18 protein-coding genes are annotated in these 16503 nt (G+C 68.4%); 7 read left to right on the top strand and 11 right to left on the bottom strand.

Annotation, left to right across the window (positions count from 1 at the left end; all coding sequences use genetic code 11):
- Positions 1-46: 46 nt before the first annotated feature.
- The gene (locus ACQFZP_RS14360; RefSeq protein ID WP_211891763.1) at positions 47-4639 is read left to right on the top strand and encodes a metallophosphoesterase; all 4593 of its coding nucleotides are present in this window, start codon (positions 47-49) and stop codon (positions 4637-4639) included.
- 137 nt (positions 4640-4776) lie between these two features.
- On the opposite strand, the gene ACQFZP_RS14365 is transcribed toward ACQFZP_RS14360, so the two are convergent.
- The 5 genes from ACQFZP_RS14365 to ACQFZP_RS14385 all read right to left on the bottom strand — a co-directional run bounded on the left by ACQFZP_RS14365 (position 4777) and on the right by ACQFZP_RS14385 (position 8106).
- The gene (locus tag ACQFZP_RS14365; protein WP_211891764.1) at positions 4777-5169 is read right to left on the bottom strand and encodes a hypothetical protein; all 393 of its coding nucleotides are present in this window, start codon (positions 5167-5169) and stop codon (positions 4777-4779) included.
- 62 nt (positions 5170-5231) lie between these two features.
- Positions 5232-5759 (bottom strand): hypothetical protein, encoded by a 528-nt coding sequence (locus tag ACQFZP_RS14370; protein ID WP_104311189.1) that lies wholly within the window; start codon positions 5757-5759, stop codon positions 5232-5234.
- A gap of 216 nt (positions 5760-5975) precedes the next feature.
- Entirely contained in the window at positions 5976-6158 is a 183-nt protein-coding gene (locus ACQFZP_RS14375) for an antitoxin (protein WP_104251373.1), read from the bottom strand.
- A gap of 96 nt (positions 6159-6254) precedes the next feature.
- Positions 6255-7025: an NADPH-dependent F420 reductase gene (locus tag ACQFZP_RS14380; RefSeq protein WP_211891765.1), complete on the bottom strand. Its 771-nt coding sequence runs from the start codon at positions 7023-7025 to the stop codon at positions 6255-6257.
- Positions 7018-8106 carry an LLM class flavin-dependent oxidoreductase gene (locus ACQFZP_RS14385; RefSeq protein WP_211891766.1) on the bottom strand — a complete coding sequence of 363 codons (1089 nt, stop codon included), beginning with the start codon at positions 8104-8106 and terminating at the stop codon, positions 7018-7020. Before ACQFZP_RS14385 ends, ACQFZP_RS14380 begins: the two co-directional genes overlap by 8 nt.
- Before the next feature lie 96 nt (positions 8107-8202).
- Here ACQFZP_RS14385 and ACQFZP_RS14390 point away from each other — a divergent pair, with 96 nt between their 5' ends.
- The 5 genes from ACQFZP_RS14390 to ACQFZP_RS14410 are packed head-to-tail and all read left to right on the top strand — an operon-like array spanning position 8203 to position 10796.
- Complete coding sequence (locus ACQFZP_RS14390; protein ID WP_211891767.1) at positions 8203-8694, top strand: MarR family winged helix-turn-helix transcriptional regulator; 492 nt, start codon at positions 8203-8205, stop codon at positions 8692-8694.
- Complete coding sequence (locus ACQFZP_RS14395) at positions 8687-9829, top strand: NAD(P)-binding domain-containing protein (protein ID WP_211891768.1); 1143 nt, start codon at positions 8687-8689, stop codon at positions 9827-9829. The genes ACQFZP_RS14390 and ACQFZP_RS14395 overlap by 8 nt, the downstream gene beginning before the upstream one ends.
- Positions 9830-9866: 37 nt before the next feature.
- Positions 9867-10067, top strand: coding sequence for a hypothetical protein (locus tag ACQFZP_RS14400; protein WP_211891769.1), 201 nt, complete (start codon positions 9867-9869; stop codon positions 10065-10067).
- Positions 10068-10110: 43 nt separating this feature from the next.
- Positions 10111-10410, top strand: a complete 300-nt coding sequence (locus ACQFZP_RS14405; RefSeq protein WP_211891770.1) for a cupin — start codon at positions 10111-10113, stop codon at positions 10408-10410.
- Complete coding sequence (locus tag ACQFZP_RS14410) at positions 10407-10796, top strand: hypothetical protein (RefSeq protein ID WP_104311183.1); 390 nt, start codon at positions 10407-10409, stop codon at positions 10794-10796. The genes ACQFZP_RS14405 and ACQFZP_RS14410 overlap by 4 nt, the downstream gene beginning before the upstream one ends.
- Before the next feature lie 55 nt (positions 10797-10851).
- Here ACQFZP_RS14410 and ACQFZP_RS14415 read toward each other — a convergent pair whose 3' ends face one another.
- Entirely contained in the window at positions 10852-11820 is a 969-nt protein-coding gene (locus ACQFZP_RS14415; RefSeq protein ID WP_146080744.1) for a DUF4190 domain-containing protein, read from the bottom strand.
- Between the two features lie 133 nt (positions 11821-11953).
- Positions 11954-12325 carry an SdpI family protein gene (locus tag ACQFZP_RS14420; protein ID WP_104311181.1) on the bottom strand — a complete coding sequence of 124 codons (372 nt, stop codon included), beginning with the start codon at positions 12323-12325 and terminating at the stop codon, positions 11954-11956.
- A gap of 136 nt (positions 12326-12461) precedes the next feature.
- On the opposite strand from ACQFZP_RS14420, the gene ACQFZP_RS14425 reads away from it, so the two are divergent.
- Positions 12462-12818 carry a zinc ribbon domain-containing protein YjdM gene (locus tag ACQFZP_RS14425; protein WP_104311180.1) on the top strand — a complete coding sequence of 119 codons (357 nt, stop codon included), beginning with the start codon at positions 12462-12464 and terminating at the stop codon, positions 12816-12818.
- A 190-nt stretch (positions 12819-13008) separates the two neighbouring features.
- Here ACQFZP_RS14425 and ACQFZP_RS14430 read toward each other — a convergent pair whose 3' ends face one another.
- The 4 genes from ACQFZP_RS14430 to ACQFZP_RS14445 all read right to left on the bottom strand — a co-directional run bounded on the left by ACQFZP_RS14430 (position 13009) and on the right by ACQFZP_RS14445 (position 16405).
- Positions 13009-13467 (bottom strand): hypothetical protein, encoded by a 459-nt coding sequence (locus ACQFZP_RS14430; RefSeq protein WP_146080742.1) that lies wholly within the window; start codon positions 13465-13467, stop codon positions 13009-13011.
- 441 nt (positions 13468-13908) lie between these two features.
- Entirely contained in the window at positions 13909-14694 is a 786-nt protein-coding gene (locus tag ACQFZP_RS14435; protein WP_211891771.1) for an SDR family oxidoreductase, read from the bottom strand.
- Positions 14691-15284 (bottom strand): TetR/AcrR family transcriptional regulator, encoded by a 594-nt coding sequence (locus ACQFZP_RS14440; protein ID WP_211891772.1) that lies wholly within the window; start codon positions 15282-15284, stop codon positions 14691-14693. Before ACQFZP_RS14440 ends, ACQFZP_RS14435 begins: the two co-directional genes overlap by 4 nt.
- Positions 15285-15355: 71 nt before the next feature.
- Positions 15356-16405, bottom strand: coding sequence for a PLP-dependent cysteine synthase family protein (locus ACQFZP_RS14445; protein WP_211891821.1), 1050 nt, complete (start codon positions 16403-16405; stop codon positions 15356-15358).
- Positions 16406-16503 lie beyond the last annotated feature (98 nt).

Genomic DNA, 16503 nt, shown 5'->3' on the forward strand with positions numbered 1-16503 from the left:
TACGGTTCCCCGGGTCCCCCACATGTTCCCGGAGGTGCATTCCCCCATGCCACGCCACCACGTCAGGGCCCCGCTCGCGGCGCTGACCACCGCCTGCGTCGCGGCCGCCGTCCTCACGATGGCCCCCGCCGCGTCCGCCGCCGTCTCAGGCCGGCTGCCAGCGGCGCCCGTCTCGTCGCCCGCAGACGCGGGCCAGTCCGCCATCATCGTCACCGAGATCGTCGCGAACAACGTCGGCGATGACAACTTCGAGTACTTCGAAGTGCACAACACGTCGGCGGCCCCCGTCGACCTCGCGGCCGAGGGCTACTCGTTCGCGTACTCGTACGTCGACTCGGACGACCGGTCGCGAGACGTCCCCCTCAGCGTCGAGGAGCCGCTTGTCCTCGCGCCAGGCGAGACCGCCGTGCTCTGGCTCAGCTACACGAGCGCGAACGGCGCCGTCGACTCGTCGGCCCGCACCGTCGACGAGTTCCGCGACCACCACGGGGTGGATGCGGGCGTCCAGGTCGCGCGCGTGAGCGGCCAGGCCGGCATGGCGAACGGTGGCGACCGCGGCATCCGCGTCCTCCGCGGCGAGGCGCTGACCTCGTGGTCGCACGCACCCAAGGACTCCATGGGCGAGGACCTCGCCGTGCACTTCCGGGTGCCTGAGGAAGCCTCGAAGCTGAGCCTCGACGTCTTCGGGCAGCAGGCCGAGCGCTCCCCCGGCGTGGTCGTGCCGGAGGCGCTCCAGCCCGGCACGCCAGAGGACGGCGAGGAGGAACCCGCCGAGCCGGAGCCCACCGAGCCGACGCCCACGGAGCCGACGCCCACGCTCCCACCAGAACCGGGCTTCGACCCGCAGCCGGACGCGAGCGTCGTGACGTCGCCGCTGCAGATCACCGAGCTGCTCCCCGACTCGAGCAACGTCGGCACGGGCGACGGCTACGAGTTCATCGAGGTGTACAACGCGTCGAGCGAGGCGATCGGCTTCGGCGACTATGCCCTCACCTACCTGTACCCGGACAGCGGCACGTCCGCGCTCTGGCCCGCCACCCCGGCGGAGGTCAGCATCCCCGCCGGCGAGACCCTCGTGCTGTGGGTGAAGAACGGCCAGAACGACGACCTCGGCGATGCCGAGTTCAACGCCACGTTCGGCACCGAGCTGACGCTCGGCGAGAACCTCGTCGAGGTCTTCTCCGGCGGCATGGCGAACAGCGGAGCCCGCGGCATGGAGATCGCCACCAACACGGGGCACACCGTCAACCAGGCGTTCTACAACGTGACCCCCGGCACCGATGACACGCAGGCGGATCAGGGCATCCGCTACACGACGTCGGCCGCGGACCTCACGAAGCAGGACCTGCTCGGCCTCGCCCCGGCGACCCCGGGCTCGGTGCAGGCCGACCAGGTGCCGGCCGGGCTCACGATCGTGCCGGCGGATGCGACGCCGCCCACCATCGAGGACCGCACCGCGGCCGGGATCGACCCGGCCGCCGACTTCGAGCTGCGCTTCGCGGCGAGCGACGAGACGCAGCTGCGCACCGTCGCCGTCGAGCTCCGCAACGACGTCGACGCGACCCCGGTGCAGCTGAACCTGACGGACGCGGGCGACGGCATGTTCACGACCTCGGTGAACGTCGCCGACCTTACGGGCAAGAGCTGGTACGAGTACACGGTCACGGTCTCGGACGGCACCAACCGTGTCGTCACGGAGCCGCGGCGGATGCAGGTGGCCGGCGCGAGCTCGGCCCCCGTGCGGTTGAACGTCGACGAAGGCCAGTACGTGGGCGGCACCACGACGATCGCCGCCGCGGGTGACCAGTACCCGAGCCCGATCGAGCTGTCGATCGGCGGGCAGCGGCAGCAGACGTCGCCGTCGCTCGAGGGGGCTCCCGTCTTCGCCTTCGAGGCGACCGGGGTCGACTACTACTTCAAGAACGGCGTGCGAGTGGGCGACGACGTGCTCACGATCTTCGACCAGGGCATCTACGAGGGGTCGGAGACGATCGTCACGCCCGTGCCGCTCGAGTTCACGAAGCTCGGCGACGAGCTCGTGGTGAGCATCTGGGCCGGCTCGAAGAAGGCGCCGGAAATCGACGAGGCCGAGAACAACGACGACTTCACGGTCTGGGACCTGCGCCTCGTGCTGCCCGACGGCCGCACCCTGCGCCCCATCGGCTACGACGACCCAGCTCTGCGCCTGGCCATGGGCGACAGCGCCGGGAAGTACGACTTCTACGACGCGCGCTTCGCCCTGCCGGACGACGCGTTCGCCGCGGCCTCGACGCAGTGGGACACGACGAGCGCGGCGGATGGCCCGGTCGAGATCTCGGCGACCGACGGCACCGACAGCGTGACCAGGCAGGTGCTGGTCGACAACACCGCCCCCACGGTCTCCTCCGAGCTCCGCGACGGCGGCGAGTACCAGGGCGAGTTCGTCATCGACGCCCAGGTGAGCGACGCCGGGTCCGGGGTCCGCGAGGTCACCGCGACCCTCGACGGCGCGCCGATCAAGCTGCCGCACACCGCCTCCTCGGTGACGCTGCCCGCTGGCGGCCACGAGGTCGAGGTGACGGCGACGGATGCGCTCGGCAACGCCGAGACGTGGCGCACCGGCTTCACGACCCCCGAGGAGCACCCCTCCTCGTCGTCGATCTGGCCAGCCGAGGGAGCCGAGGTCGAGGCGGGCGGCGTGGAGCTGCAGGCCAAGGTCGAGGACCCGACCGGTGACGCGCTCGACGTGACGTTCCTCGAGGGTCGCCAGGCGGACCTCGCTGATGGCGGCGTCACGACGGCAGCTGGAACCGTGAACGACGCGGCCAGCGTCGACCGCGACCCGACGAGCGTCCCGACCGGGCAGTCCCTCGATCAGCTCGCGAGCGTCGATGGCCTGACCGCCGAGGTGACCTCGAACGCCGAGTTCCCGTATCAGCTCTTCGACGTCGCGCTGCGGGACGGCGAGCAGGATGCGCAGGTGCGCGTCAGCTGGGACGGCACCGCGAACGCCGACGGCACCGTCATCCTCTCCGCCCTGCGAGCGGACGGGAGCGGCTGGGACGAGGTGACCCGGCACACCGCATCCGCCGACGACGAGAAGATCTCGCTCGAAGGCACCGTGGCTGCGGCCTCGTACGCCCGCGACGGGAGCGTGCAGGTGCTCGTGCAGCACTCGGAGGGCTTCGCCGGAGAGAACCTCAGCGACCGCACGACGCCCGTGACCCCCAACAACGAGGCGGACACGCCCCGCTCGGAGTACGACTTCACGCTCGCCTGGGAGTCGGACACGCAGTACTACAACGAGAACACGATGGAGGGCGAGCCGTACAAGCACCAGCAGGCGATGCACTCCTACCTGCTGGAGCAGCGCGAGGAGCTGAACCTGCAGTACCTGTTCCACACGGGCGACATCATCGACGACTACGACCAGCGCTACCAGTGGGAGAACGCCGACCCCGAGTACCAGCGCCTCGACGACGCCGGCCTGCCGTACGGCGTGTTGGCCGGGAACCACGACGTGGGCAACGACCTCGAGGACTACTCGTACTACGGCGAGTACTTCGGGGAGGAGCGCTTCGCGGGCAACCCCTGGTACGGCGGCTCCTACGAGGACAACCGCGGCCACTTCGACCTGGTGTCGGCTGGCGGCATCGACTTCCTCATGCTCTACACGGGATGGCTGCCGAACGACGACAGCATCGCGTGGATGAACGAGGTGCTCGCCGAGCACCCCGACCGGGTCGCGGTGATCGCGCAGCACGAGTTCATGCTGACGACCGGCGGTCTCGGTGAGATCCCCCAGCGCGTCATGGACGAGGTCGTCGCTCCGAACCCGAACGTCAAGATGGTCATCTCGGGGCACTACCACGACGCGTTCACGCGGGTCGACGAGTTCGACGACAACGGCGACGGAACCCCGGACCGCAAGGTGCACTCGATGCTCTTCGACTACCAGGGCCTGCCGGAGGGCGGCCTCGGCTTCCTGCGCCTCATGCACTTCGACAACGAGGGCGAGCGCATGATCGTGCGCACCTACTCGCCGTCGCTGGATGTGCACAACTCGGACGACCCGAGCCTCGCGGATGCGCCGCAGGAGTTCGAGCTTGCCTACGCGGACCTGGGGATCGAACCCGGCGAGCGGACGCTCGGCACGGATTCCTTCGCCGCGGAGATCCTCACGGGCGACGAGATCGCGTCGTTCCAGGACGTGGCGAGCGGCACCACCCTCACGGCAAGCTGGGCGGATGCGCCCCTCGGCGAGCTCGGCTGGTACGTGCGCACCGCGGACCCGTTCGGTGCGGTGAGCCTGTCGCGGGTGTCCGAGCTGACGGTCATCGAAGCGACGGGGCCCGGAGAGACGCCGGGGCCGAGCGAGCCCGGCGTGCCCGGTGAGCCCGGTGAGACGTCTGCTCCGGGAGGCCCCTCCGAGACGGAGGGACCATCGGATCCTGAGCAGAGCGACTCCCCTGACGGCTCTGGTGAGGCTGACGGCACGGGTGAGGCGCACGGCCCGGATGCATCCGAAGCCGCTGGCGACGAGCTCGCTGCGACGGGCGCCGACGGATCGACGCTGGCCTGGGTGCTGGGGGCGCTCGCGCTCCTCGCAGGAGGCGCCGCACTCACGCTCATCCGGCGAGGTCGCTCAGGCAACGTCTAGCAGGCAGCGTCTCGCTGACAGCGACGAGCCAGCGAAAAGTCAGCGGCGGAGACGCCAGCAGACTGCGGGCGGTGGAACCTCTGTTCCACCGCCCGCAGTCTGTCGTTCGGGGCGTGCGACGTGCCGCTGCGCGCCCGTCAGCCGTTCACGGGTCGGCCTGCCCGGCCCTCGGTGAGGGAGCGTGCCAGCTGCGCGAGCTGCAGCGCCGATCCGAGCGGCAGCGCGTAGAGCAGGAGGCCAGCTTCGGCGCCCGTGAGCGCGAGCGCGACCGCGATCCCGACGCTGGCCACGAGGGCGACACCGAGGTAGGTCGCGGATGCGCGGCGGCTGGCGGCGGCCGGACGGGATCGCGCCACCCACGCTGTCGCGGCGAGCAGGATCAGCGCGAGCACGACCGGACCCGCGAGGAGCGCATCCGCCCACCCTGCCGTGCTGTGCACGGCGGATGCGGCGGCGGTGCCGACGAAGAAGACCGCTGACGCCGTGACGGCCAGTCGGCTGCCGTCTCGCTGTTCAGTGCTGCTGCTCATGAGTGGGACTCCTGTTCGTGGTTGTCGCCTGCGGACGTGGACGCGTTCTCAGATCACCTGCCTCAGCTGTCGCCGCCGAGGGCCAGGATGATGGCGGAGTTCGCGCCGAGGCCGAGCGCCTTGAGGCCGGAGATGACGAGCGGCTTGTTGGCGTTGATGAGGGTCACGACGACGGGCTTGGCTGCGGCACCGAAGGGGATGCAGCCGATCACGGTCTGCGCGATGAAGTCGACGGGGTCGCCGGACTTGTACGTCGAGTAGGCGCCGTATCCGGCGGAGCCGATGCAGGCCGCGACGACCGCGAACGGGATGAGCGGCAGCGCGGCGCGGCCTTCGACGGCCTCTGCTTCGGCGCTCGCCTCTGCCATGAGCTGCTGGACGCGAGCGTCCTGCTCCTCGGCACTCAGGGAGGCGGTGTATTCGACTTCTGCGGCGAATGCCTCCTGCGAGTAGCCCCCGCTGTCTGCGGTGGCGGACGCTGCGGTGACGACAGGTGCTTGGGCGGCGTTCGCGGCGGTGCTGCCTGCGACGCCGAGGGCTCCAGCGACGACGATGGATGTGGCCAGGGTGACGGTGTTCTTCAGCTTCATGTTTCCTCCGTGAGTGTGCTCATCGAGTGCATGTTGCGTGAGTGCCGGTTGTGGCCCGACGTCTTCGACCCTATGAGGCTGGGTCTGGGGTCAGTCAAATGGATTCACGGGACACCCAGGATCATGGATGCTTCGTTCAGGAAGCGGCCCTGACGCAGGAAAGGCCCGCCGGTGGCGGGCCTTTCCTGTGCTGTCGCGCGAGCTAGTGGCTCGTCGTCACTCGTTGCCGACTGCCGCGTCAGCGCCGTCGCGCATCTTCTGGATGTGCTCGTCGTGCTGGTTGCCGATCGCGGTCTCCGCGTGGTCGCCAGCCGCGTCGAAGGCGTGGTCGGTGAGCTGCTCGCCCTGCTCGCTGTTCGCTGCCTGGGCTGCCTTGTCGCCGATGTTCTCGAACACCATGGTGGTCTCCTTCGCTTCGTCGGATCAACGCGATTGCGTTGCACCGAGTTGAGCATCCGCACGTGGATGCGGGGTGTGCGGGAGCTTGACGTGCGGTCAGACTCGCACGGTGTCCGCTGGTACCGTCCGGTCGTTCTCGGCCCGCTGCGCGGCGAGCTCGAGGCCGCGTTCGGTGCTCGGGAAGCGCGCGGCGGCGGCACGAACCTCGTCGGCGGGGAAGTTCGCGCCGAAGAGCCCGCTGCCCGGTTGCAGCAGGAAGCTCTCGTGCAGGGTGCCGACGCGCACGGGGTCGAAGCCGGCCGCATCCACGAGCGCTGCCGCTGCCGCGAGGTCGGCATCGTCATCACCCGCGATGCCGATCCCCCGCCTGCCGGGGGCACCGGTCGGCTTGGGACCTTCGTCGAGGTCGTGGTAGCCCATGTGGTTGAACGCCTTCACGACGTGCGAGTCGGAGAGGAGCCGCTGCACGAGCTCGCTCGTCGCCACGGTCGGGTCGTTGAGGTCGTCGCGCACGCCGTCGATCTCCCACCAGTAGTTCATCGCGTCGATGACGAGCTTGCCCCGCAGCTCGTCGAGCGGGAGCGTCTCGCGCGCGCCGAGCGGGAGCGCCTTGCCGAGGGGCAGGGCCAGGATGACGACGTCGGCCGCGGCCGCCACCTCAGCGCTCGTGCCCGTGGTCGCGCCCGGCACGAGGACGTCGATGATGAGGTCGATCTTGCTCGGCGCCCCGGAACCCGAGATGAGTACCCGGTAGCCGCTGCCGATGAGGAGGCGGGCCAGCACGGTGCCGACCTTGCCTGCGCCGAGGATGCCGATCGTCGGCAGGGCCTCACTGGGGCGGTTCGGGTCGAGCTGGGCCTTAGACATTGATGGACTCCTTCGCGAGCAGTCGGCGCACTCGGGGTGCGACTTCGGTGCCGAGCAGGCTGATGGTCTGGGCGCGTGCCTCCGTTGGCAGGCCGATGACGTCGTACTTGAGGTCGAAGCGGCTGATGCGGAGAACCTCCACCATGCGCGCGATCTTCGCGGCGACCGTGTCGGGCGAGCCGACGAAGAGGGCGCCGGATTCGAGCTCCATGAGGTAGCGCTCCTTGGTTGGCGGGTAGAAGCCGCGCTCCTTCCCCATCATCTCGACCATGGGCTTCCACGACTCCCACCAGGTCTCGGCGGCTTCCTCATCCGTCTCGGCGACGAGGCCGAGGGCGTGCTGGCCGACCCGGTTCGCGGGCATCCCGAACTTCTCGAGCGCCCGGAAGTAGAGGTCGACGTGGCCGGCGAAGCGCTCGGGCTGCCCGCCGATGATGGCGAGCATGAGCGGCAGGCCGTAGCGGGCGGCGCGCACGACCGAGTCCGGGCTGCCGCCGACGCCCACCCAGGTGGGGATGCCGCCGGGGCGCATGGTGGGGTGCAGCGTCTGGTTCACGAGCGGCGCGCGCACGCTGCCCGACCAGGTGACCGAGTCGCTGCGCTGCAGCTGCATGAAGAGGTCGAGCTTCTCCTCGAAGAGCTGCTCGTAGTCGGCGATGTCGTAGCCGAAGAGCGGGAACGACTGGGTCTGGGATGCGCGGCCCACGACCATCTGCGCGCGCCCGTTCGAGAGCGCGTCGAGGGTGGAGAACTCGTTGTAGAGGCGAACGGGGTCGTTGGTGCTGAGCACGGTGACGGCAGAGCCGAGGCGGATGCGCTCGGTCGCGGTCGCGATGCCGGCCAGGATCACGGGGGTCGCGGAGTCGACGAAGCCGTCGCGGTAGTGCTCGCCGATGCTGAAGACGTCGAGGCCGACCTGCTCGGCGAGGCGGGCCTCGTCGACGAGGAGGCGAACCGTCTCGGCATCCGACAGGGGCGTGCCGTTGACGTTCGGCACGTCGCCGAACGAGTTGAGGCCGATCTCGAACGGGAACCGGCCTGCATCCACTGCGCTCATCTGCGTTCCCTGCTGCGTGCTCATGGCTCCTCCAAGTAGTTGACGCGTCAATCATGCGCCGAAGTAGTTGATATGTCAACTACGTGGCATGATGGAGGCATTCCTAACCCTGGAGGCCTCATGAACGCATCGCCGAGAACGCAGATCAGCGCCGAGGAGCTGCGCGTCTGGCGCGGGTTCATCGAGACGACGGGCGTGCTCAACTCCCGCCTCGCGAGCCGCATGCAGAGCGAGTCCGCACTGTCGACGGGCGACTACGGTGTGCTGCTCGCCTTGCGCGAGGCGCCGGGGCGCTCACTGCGTTCGTCCGAGCTCGCGGCGTCGGTCGGCTGGGAGCGCAGCCGCCTCTCGCATCAGCTCGGCCGCATGGAGAAGCGCGGACTGCTGCGCCGCGACCCGTGCCCCGAGGACACGCGCGGGTCGGTGGTCAGCCTCACCGAGGAAGGGGCGACCGCCTTCCGCCGCGGCTCGGTACCGCACCTCAAGGCCGTGCAGGAGCTGTTCCTCGACGCCCTCTCCCCCGAACAGCTCGCTCAGGTGGAGGCGCTGACGGACACGCTTCGCGGGCATCTGGGACTCGACGAGCCGGAGGGCGGGTCCGATCTTGGCTGACAACGCCCGCTCCGCGACGGTCGTGGTGATCGGCGCCGGGCAGGCCGGCCTCTCGGCGGGGTTCCACCTGCAGCGGCGGGGCTTCGTGAGTGCCCTGGACGAGCCGGGGGCCGAACGCACCTTCGTGATGCTCGACGCGAACCCCGAGCCGGGTGGCGCGTGGCAGCACCGGTGGGAGTCGCTGACGATGGCGACCGTGAACGGCATCTTCGACCTGCCGACGTTCGCGCGCACGCCCGGCAGTGACGATGAGCCGAGCCGGGATGCGGTGCCGCGGTACTTCGCTGCGTTCGAGCGGGCGCATCCGCTGCCCATCGTGCGGCCGGTTCGGGTGCTCGACGTCTCGCGCGTCGATGCAGACCCCCGCGGTGAGCTGCTCGTGCACACCGATGCGGCTGGGCCGTGGCGTGCCGGCGCGATCATCAACGCGACCGGCACCTGGAACAACTCGCTGCTGCCGAGCATCCCGGGCCGGGAGACCTTCGCGGGGCACCAGCTGCATACGCGCGACTACGTGTCGGCGGAGGAGTTCGCGGGTCAGCGGGTGGCGGTCGTGGGCGGCGGCATCTCAGCCGTGCAGCAGCTGGAGGAGATCTCGCGCACGGCCCAGACGTTCTGGTACACGCGGCGCGAGCCGGTGTTCCTGGAGGGCGGCTTCAACCCGGAGGTCGAGGGGCGCAACACCATCGCGAGGGTGACCGCCGACGTCGAGGCGGGCGAGCCGGCGAGCAGCGTCGTCTCGTACACGGGCCTCGGCTGGTCGCCGTATGCCATCGCCGCGCGCGACCGCGGGGCGCTCGTGCGGCGGCCCATGTTCGCGTCGATCGAGCCGGATGGGGTGCGCGAGGCCGACGGCACCCTCACCCCGGTGGACGCGATCCTCTGGGCGACCGGCTTCCGCGCCGACCTCGCGCACCTCGACCCGCTGGGGCTGCGCAACGAGCGCGGCGGCATCACGATGCGGGGCACGCAGGTCGCCGACGAGCCGCGCATCCACCTCATCGGGTTCGGACCGTCGCAGTCGACCGTCGGCGCGAACCGAGCGGGGCGGGATGCGGTGCGGGCGATCGAGAAGCTGGAACCGGGGCGGAGCGAGCGCACCGTGGGTTCATGGGAGCCCGCAGTCAGGCGATGATCTGCGGCCGTCCAGCCTGGGTGCGTACGGTCGCGCCATGACCACTCCACAGAACGTATCCCCCGCGTCCGGCGACTCGAGCGACTCCTCGACGGGCGACGAGAACCTGCGCGACCTCATAGAGGAGGTCGAGGGCGAGCACGGGCGCGACGGCGCGGCCGCGATGGCGGACAAGCTCCGCGACCGCACCGAGGAGACGCAGCAGGAGGAAGAGGACCCTGCCGAGGAGCAGAACTAGACGGATGGGCACGTCAGGCCGTTGTGACCGCTAGCGTCGTGTCATGACGCGCCCAGCTGCCACCCCAACCGTCCAGGTCGACGACGAGCGATTCCGCGTGACCGAATGGCGCTTCGCGCCCGGTGCCGAGACGGGTTGGCACACGCACACGATGCCGTACGTCGTCGTGCCGCAGACGACGGGGACCCTGACCGTCGAGACCGAGACTGCTGACCCGTTCGCGATGGAGTGCACAGCAGGCGTCAGCTACAGCCGCGAGGCCGGCGCACGCCACAACATCGTGAACGACCGCGACGAGCAGTTCACGTTCGTGGAGGTCGAGGCGAAGGGCTCCGTCGCGTGAGGGACGCAAACAGCGTCGACTCCGGTTCCGGAGATTCCGACGCGGTTCCCGAACGAGACCCCGAGGAGCCCGGGACTGAGCAGAACCTTGAGACCGACCCTTCGTTCGTGGCGCTGACGCCAGATGAGCGGCGGCTCGCGCTGACCGCCGGACGATTGTTCGGCGTGATGGCGGCAAAGGCCGGTCAGGAGTCCCCTCACCCGTTGCGCGCGGTGCCATTCGAGGGCGGGGTCGCGGTGTTCCGCGCGGTTCGCGTCGGCGGCATGATCCTCGTCGGGGACGACGAGTCCGTCATGTTCCGCGCCTCGTCGTACACGTTCGATCGTGCCTTGGAGGAGTTCAGCGCCGGCGAGCGCACTCAGGTGGAGTCGTTCGGACGCGGATGAACCGTCGTCGCCACTGCTCTGGCAGCAGCCACGACGGTTCAGTTCACTCGAAGTCTTACTGTGCGCGGATGTCGGAGAAGACCATGAGCCAGTTCGGGTCGACGGCATAGAAGGCGTCCGTCAGGTTCGCCTTCTTGAGGCACGAGTCGGTACCGGTCAGGAGCGTCCCAGAGAAGGTGACGAGCTGCCCTTCCTCCATTGAGGTCAGGGCGGTGAACATCGGAGTCCCAGGCTCGATCAGAGTGTTGTCGCCAATGTCCGAGAACGCATTGTTCCAGGTCTGGAAGACCATGTTCTCCGCAATTTCGATGCGAACGTGCGCCTTGCCCTCATCGTTGGCCCCGATCTCAATGATCTTGCCCACCCACTGCTGGGTAGCACCGCCAGGGACGGTTTCGCAGAGCGCTGCATCTCTCGAACGGATGGCTTCCGATTCCTGAAGTTCTGTAGACGCTGCGTCGTAAGCGTCCAGGTGCTGATCAGCGACCGTGACAAATGACAATTGCTGGTCGGGGTAACCACCGTAGGCGTCAGCTGGAACCGGCTCCGCCGGCGCTTGCGTGGGAGTAACCGCGGGGGCCTCCTCAACGGGTTCAGCGGGCACTTCGACGACAGCTTCTACTTCTGCGGCAGCGGTCGCTTCCGTCGTCGCAACGGCCGCTACCGGCTCGTCTGCATCTCCCGAACCGCCCAGTCCGATCGTGGTGCCGATCGACGCGACCACAGCCAACGACGCGAGGACGATTCCAACGACCGCCATGGGCCGGCTCTGCCCCTTGCTGAGAGCGAGAACACCGAACACGATCGCCACGAACCCGACGAGCAATCCAAGAACCGGAACGAGCCCGATCAGGAAAGCGACGATGCCGACTACAAGGGCCGTCACCGCGAGCCCCTTGAGCTTCCTCCCAACTGATTGAGCCGGGAGAAAGCTGTGGTGATTCTGTTGCTGGCCGTACCCGTTCTGCGGAGGCTGAGGTTGCGACTGCGCACCGAAGTTGGGTGCTGCTGGAGGAAGGGACATTCGGAAACCTTCTGACGGAAACTGGGAGTTGCCTGAAGGCTAGGGAAAATACTCACGATGCGTATCCCCGGGCAGTCCCCGGATTGCCAACCCGATGAAGACCGCGAACATCTCGATGCATTAAGTGAGAGCCTCAGCTCTGCGAGCTTCTTCCGACCGCCTTCGCCGCTCGGACGCCAACGCGGGCGCCGTAGAGGACGAACCCGAGCAGGGCCGCGCATCCCGCCAAGACAACCCCGATCATGACCGGGTTGGGCATCGGGATCATCACCACCAGGCCGGTCACGAGCGCCAGGATGCCGGCGGTCATCGTGGCGCGCTTCGACCGCACGTGCGCCGCAAGCCAGGCGACGTCGCTCGACATCGTGCTCGGCGTGCGGATGCCGGCGATGTCGTTCCGCTTCAGCTGGCCCGAGGCGGCGGCCTGGGCCATCCACATGGTGAGGAGCCCGGATCCGGCCATGACGATTGCCAGAACGATTCGAACGGCAAAGGGGGTATCCATCTGCACCATCGTACGGAGCAGGCCGTCGTCGCGTTCCCTCTCGGGTTTCCGACGCCATCGTTCGATGCGGCGACGCCTCGTGCCCTAGCGTTGTCGACGTTCCGAGTTCGGCAAGATTTCCTGGAGGTCAGCCTCGATGCCTGATCAGCTTCCCCCGTGTCCCGAGTGCGCGAGCGAGCTCGCCTACGAGATGGGTGCGCTGCTGGTGTGCCCGATGTGCGGCCACGAGTGGGCGCCCGGTGACGCCGACGGTGCCGAGGCACACGTCGAGGTTCGGGACTCGGTCGGGAACGTGCTGGCCGACGGCGACTCCGTCACGATCGCGAAGGACCTCAAGGTCAAGGGCGCAGGCGGCGGAACGGTCAAGGTGGGCACGAAGGTCAACGGCATCCGCCTGATCACGGACGGCGTCGGCGACCACGACATCGACGCGAAGGTGCCAGGCTTCGGGCAGATGCAGCTGAAGTCGAGCGTGGTCAAGAAGATCGTCTGACGACCGGCGGACCGCCCCTCGAAATCGATCCGCCGGGCGCCTTTCCGTGACAGAACGGCGTCGAGGAGACGCCACGCACCGCGCCCCGCTTACTCGTTCGACCTACGACTGACCAAGGCCAGCGCGAGTCTGCGCGAGCCCCCGGCTCCGTTCAGCTGACGTTCCGCGCACAAGTTGCCATGCCCGGGGCTCACGTGGCGACGAGCTCAAGAATCGCTCGGTCGTTCGTCCGCCAACGTTGAGCTTTGTTGTCAGAGAACTCAACTGATTCCACGGTGTACTTCTCTGTCTGCATCACGGGACGCAACCAGGTGCCATCAGCCTTGGCATCTTCGCAACGCTCAGCAAAATTCCACCTCTTCGAATTGGCATCAAACTCGACGAAGAATTCCCCTGGCGGCAGTACGCTGATATTGATTGGCTTCATCTCCTGATTATCGAACTTCACTGAGATCTGCACACTGTTGAACGACGTACCGGAGTGGTTATTCACGACCACCCCACGAGAAATGGGGTACGGCTGGTCTCCGATTCTGGCCACGACCCATGTGGTGAGGCGCGAAGGCTGCGCGCGGCGATCAAGGTCCACCTCTGCTCGCCGCCTTTGCCGCTCGTGCCAGAACTGCCAGACCGCGAGGCCAACGGCCACAGTCGTGATCCAAGTCGGAAGGTCGCCCCAGAATCCCATGTTCTCCCCCAGTTACTTCGCTGCCCTGTTGCAGCCTTCCGATCTTGGCCGCGCGGACTCTTTCCGAAGAAATCGAACTGGTCAGATTGGCGACTCCACCGTCAATGTCATTGAAATTACCCACGGAAAGCTCGCCACGGACCGAGCGCCTCACTTTCCGCGCTCTCTGAAGCAGGAGCCACGGTATTTGCTAGCGAGGATAGCCACCGCGCCTAAAGCTCGATACCTATTACCTCGGTGACGCGATACTTTGCGCCGCATCACCAGAGTCCGAAGCGTTCGGGCAGATGCAGCTGAAGTCGAGCGTGGTCAAGAAGGTCGTATGACACCGAGGACCTACGGACCGACCGACGGCAAGACTCCGCCGCCGGCCGGCATACTCCGAAGAGACGGCCCGGCTCGCTAGACCTGCTCGGGCCGGCGGATGCTCTTCGCTCCCCCGTCGATGAAGATGATCTGCCCGGTGACGTAGCCGTTGTCCACGCTGGTGAGCCACGCGAGCAGGTTCGAGACCTGGATGGGGTCGGCGGCCGGGCCGCCGTATGGTGCCGGGGCACCCGCATCCATCGCCGCGCGGCCTTCCTCGGTATCGAGTGCGGCCGCGGTCATTGGGGTGAGGATGACGCCGGGCGCGACGGCGTTGAGCGCGATGCCAGCTTTCGCCCACTCGGCGGTGGGGGCGTTCTTCCGAACCCAGCGGGCGATCGACAGCTTCGAGGTTGTGTAGAGCACCGAAGAGCCCGCCGCGTTGGCGGTGGCACCGAGCGAGTCGGCGTAGGCGAGCGCGCCAGCTTCGTCGCCCGACTCGATGAGGTCGAGCAGCTGCTGGTCGACCTCCTCGAGCGCGGCGAGGGATGCGACGACAGCTGCGCGGGGCGCGTCCGACTTCGCGAGCAGCGGGCGGAGGCCCTCAAGCGTGGCGACGGCGCCGAAATGGTTCACAGCGACGGTGACCGGAGCCGGGATAACGAGGCCGGCGATCGCGAGCACGCCATCGACCACGCCGCCGCTGAGCTCCTCAGCGCGGGTGACAAGTTCGGCCCGGCCCTCGGCGGTCGTGAGGTCGGCGTTGATATCGGCGTTCTTCAGGTCGACGCCGATGACGGTGTGCCCGTCGCCGCGGAGCTTCTCGGCGGTGACCTTGCCGATGCCGGAGGCGGAGCCGGTGACTACGTAGGTGCGGGTCATGAGGGGGTGTCCTTATCGTCGTTGATGAGCCAGGCGGGGAGAAGCGCGAGCAGCTGGTGCTGCACGCGCTCGATGGGTTCTGGGGTGTCGCTGAGCAGCCAGGCCGTGATCACGGCGAGGCTGCCGCCAGCGACGTACTCGGCGGCGACCTTCGGGTCGAGGCCTGCGGGCACGGTGAGCTGCATCGTGCCGAGGGCCTGCTCGGCGAAGGCCGCGCGGACGGCCCGGGCCGCTTCCGTGGTCGTGCGGCTGCCGAGCACCCCGGCGTAGAGCGTGCGGCGCTTCGCGAACTCGGCGACGAGCTGCGAGGTCGTCGCCCGGGCCGTCTCGATGGGGGTCGCGGACGCGCGCAAACTCAGGTCGAGTTCCTCGATCTGCGTGAAGACCTCGGTGAGGATGCGGACGGCGAGCGCGTCGAGGTCGCGGAACTGCGCGTAGAAGGTCGAGCGGCTGACGCCGGCTTCGGTGACGATCGCAGGCACCGTGACCTCTTCGCCACGAGCTGAGAGCTCCTCGACGGCGGCGACGATCGCGGCCTGCGTCCGGGCGGGGCGAGGGTCAGGCGAGCGGGGCGTGGCGGTCGTTGGCACACGACGAGCCTAGCAAGTTTCGGACTGTTGTCCAGAAAGTGGACGACGTGTGGTGCAGGTTCGAGTTGGTCTCAGTCGTTCCACTTGCCCGTGTCGAGGAACGAATGCATCCGGTCGAGGTGGGGTTCGAGGTCCCATCCCTGCGCCGCAACCCAGGCGTCGTCGTAGTAGGTGTTCGCGTAGCGGGCTCCCCCGTCGCAGATGAGGGTGACGACGCTGCCCTTCTCACCGGCGGCGAGCATCCGCGCGATGATCTGGAAGGCGCCCACGAGGTTCGTTCCGGTGGATCCGCCCGCCCAGTGCTGGGTGCGCTCACGGAGGACGCGGATCGCGGCGACGGAGGCGGCGTCCGGCACCTGGATCATGTCGTCGATGACGGTCTCGATGAACGAAGGCTCGACGCGCGGGCGGCCGATGCCCTCGATCTTCGAGCCCCGACCGGTCGCGTGGCTGCGGTCTCCGGTCTTCCAGGCCTCGTAGAACGCCGAGCCTTCCGGGTCGACGACGGCCAGACGGGTGTCGTGCCCGCAGTACCTGGCGTAGCGGCCGAAGGTGGCGGAGGTGCCGCCGGTGCCGGCGCTGACGACGATCCAGCTAGGGATGGGGAAGCGCTCGAGGGTCATCTGCTCGTAGACGCTCTTCGCGATGTTGTTGTTGCCGCGCCAGTCGGTGGCGCGTTCGGCGTTGGTGAACTGGTCGAGGTAGTGCCCGTCGAGCTCGGCGGCGAGCCGTTCCGCCTCGGAGTACACGTGGAGGGGCTCATCGACCATGTGGCAGCGGCCGCCGTAGAACTCGATGAGCTCGATCTTCTCGGGGCTCGTGGTGCGGGGCACGACGGTCACGAACGGTAGCCCGAGCATCCGCGCGAAGTACGACTCGGACACGGCGGTCGACCCGCTCGAGGCTTCGACGAGCGTCGTGCTCGGGCCGACCTGCCCATTCACGATGGCGTAGAGGATGAGGGAGCGAGCCAGGCGGTGCTTGAGGGACCCCGTCGGGTGCACCGACTCGTCCTTCAGGTACAGGTCGATACCCCACTCGGGCGGAAGCGGGAAGACGTGGAGGTGCGTGTCGGCGCTGCGGTTGGCGTCGGCCTCGAGCACGCGGATCGCCTCGCGCATCCACTGGCGTCGGTCTGGGGTCTCGGTTGCGTGTGCCACCGATCCAGTATGCGACGCGAGCGGCCGAATGCTTCCCCGCGGCCTGCGGGGTCGGCGCG

This window comes from Pseudoclavibacter sp. Marseille-Q434 (assembly GCF_050315415.1).
Taxonomy (GTDB): Bacteria; Actinomycetota; Actinomycetes; order Actinomycetales; family Microbacteriaceae; genus Pseudoclavibacter.

Bases quoted from the DNA above. Each gene is read 5' to 3' on its own strand.
- ACQFZP_RS14435 (WP_211891771.1), bottom strand. From the start codon at position 14,694: ATGACCCGCACCTACGTAGTCACCGGCTCCGCCTCCGGCATCGGCAAG.
- ACQFZP_RS14365 (WP_211891764.1), bottom strand. From the start codon at position 5,169: ATGAGCAGCAGCACTGAACAGCGAGACGGCAGCCGACTGGCCGTCACG.
- ACQFZP_RS14400 (WP_211891769.1), top strand. From the start codon at position 9,867: ATGACCACTCCACAGAACGTATCCCCCGCGTCCGGCGACTCGAGCGAC.
- ACQFZP_RS14390 (WP_211891767.1), top strand. From the start codon at position 8,203: ATGAACGCATCGCCGAGAACGCAGATCAGCGCCGAGGAGCTGCGCGTC.
- ACQFZP_RS14380 (WP_211891765.1), bottom strand. From the start codon at position 7,025: ATGTCTAAGGCCCAGCTCGACCCGAACCGCCCCAGTGAGGCCCTGCCG.
- ACQFZP_RS14445 (WP_211891821.1), bottom strand. From the start codon at position 16,405: ATGCGCGAGGCGATCCGCGTGCTCGAGGCCGACGCCAACCGCAGCGCC.
- ACQFZP_RS14375 (WP_104251373.1), bottom strand. From the start codon at position 6,158: ATGGTGTTCGAGAACATCGGCGACAAGGCAGCCCAGGCAGCGAACAGC.
- ACQFZP_RS14425 (WP_104311180.1), top strand. From the start codon at position 12,462: ATGCCTGATCAGCTTCCCCCGTGTCCCGAGTGCGCGAGCGAGCTCGCC.
- ACQFZP_RS14385 (WP_211891766.1), bottom strand. From the start codon at position 8,106: ATGAGCACGCAGCAGGGAACGCAGATGAGCGCAGTGGATGCAGGCCGG.
- ACQFZP_RS14370 (WP_104311189.1), bottom strand. From the start codon at position 5,759: ATGAAGCTGAAGAACACCGTCACCCTGGCCACATCCATCGTCGTCGCT.
- ACQFZP_RS14415 (WP_146080744.1), bottom strand. From the start codon at position 11,820: ATGTCCCTTCCTCCAGCAGCACCCAACTTCGGTGCGCAGTCGCAACCT.
- ACQFZP_RS14360 (WP_211891763.1), top strand. From the start codon at position 47: ATGCCACGCCACCACGTCAGGGCCCCGCTCGCGGCGCTGACCACCGCC.
- ACQFZP_RS14405 (WP_211891770.1), top strand. From the start codon at position 10,111: ATGACGCGCCCAGCTGCCACCCCAACCGTCCAGGTCGACGACGAGCGA.
- ACQFZP_RS14420 (WP_104311181.1), bottom strand. From the start codon at position 12,325: ATGGATACCCCCTTTGCCGTTCGAATCGTTCTGGCAATCGTCATGGCC.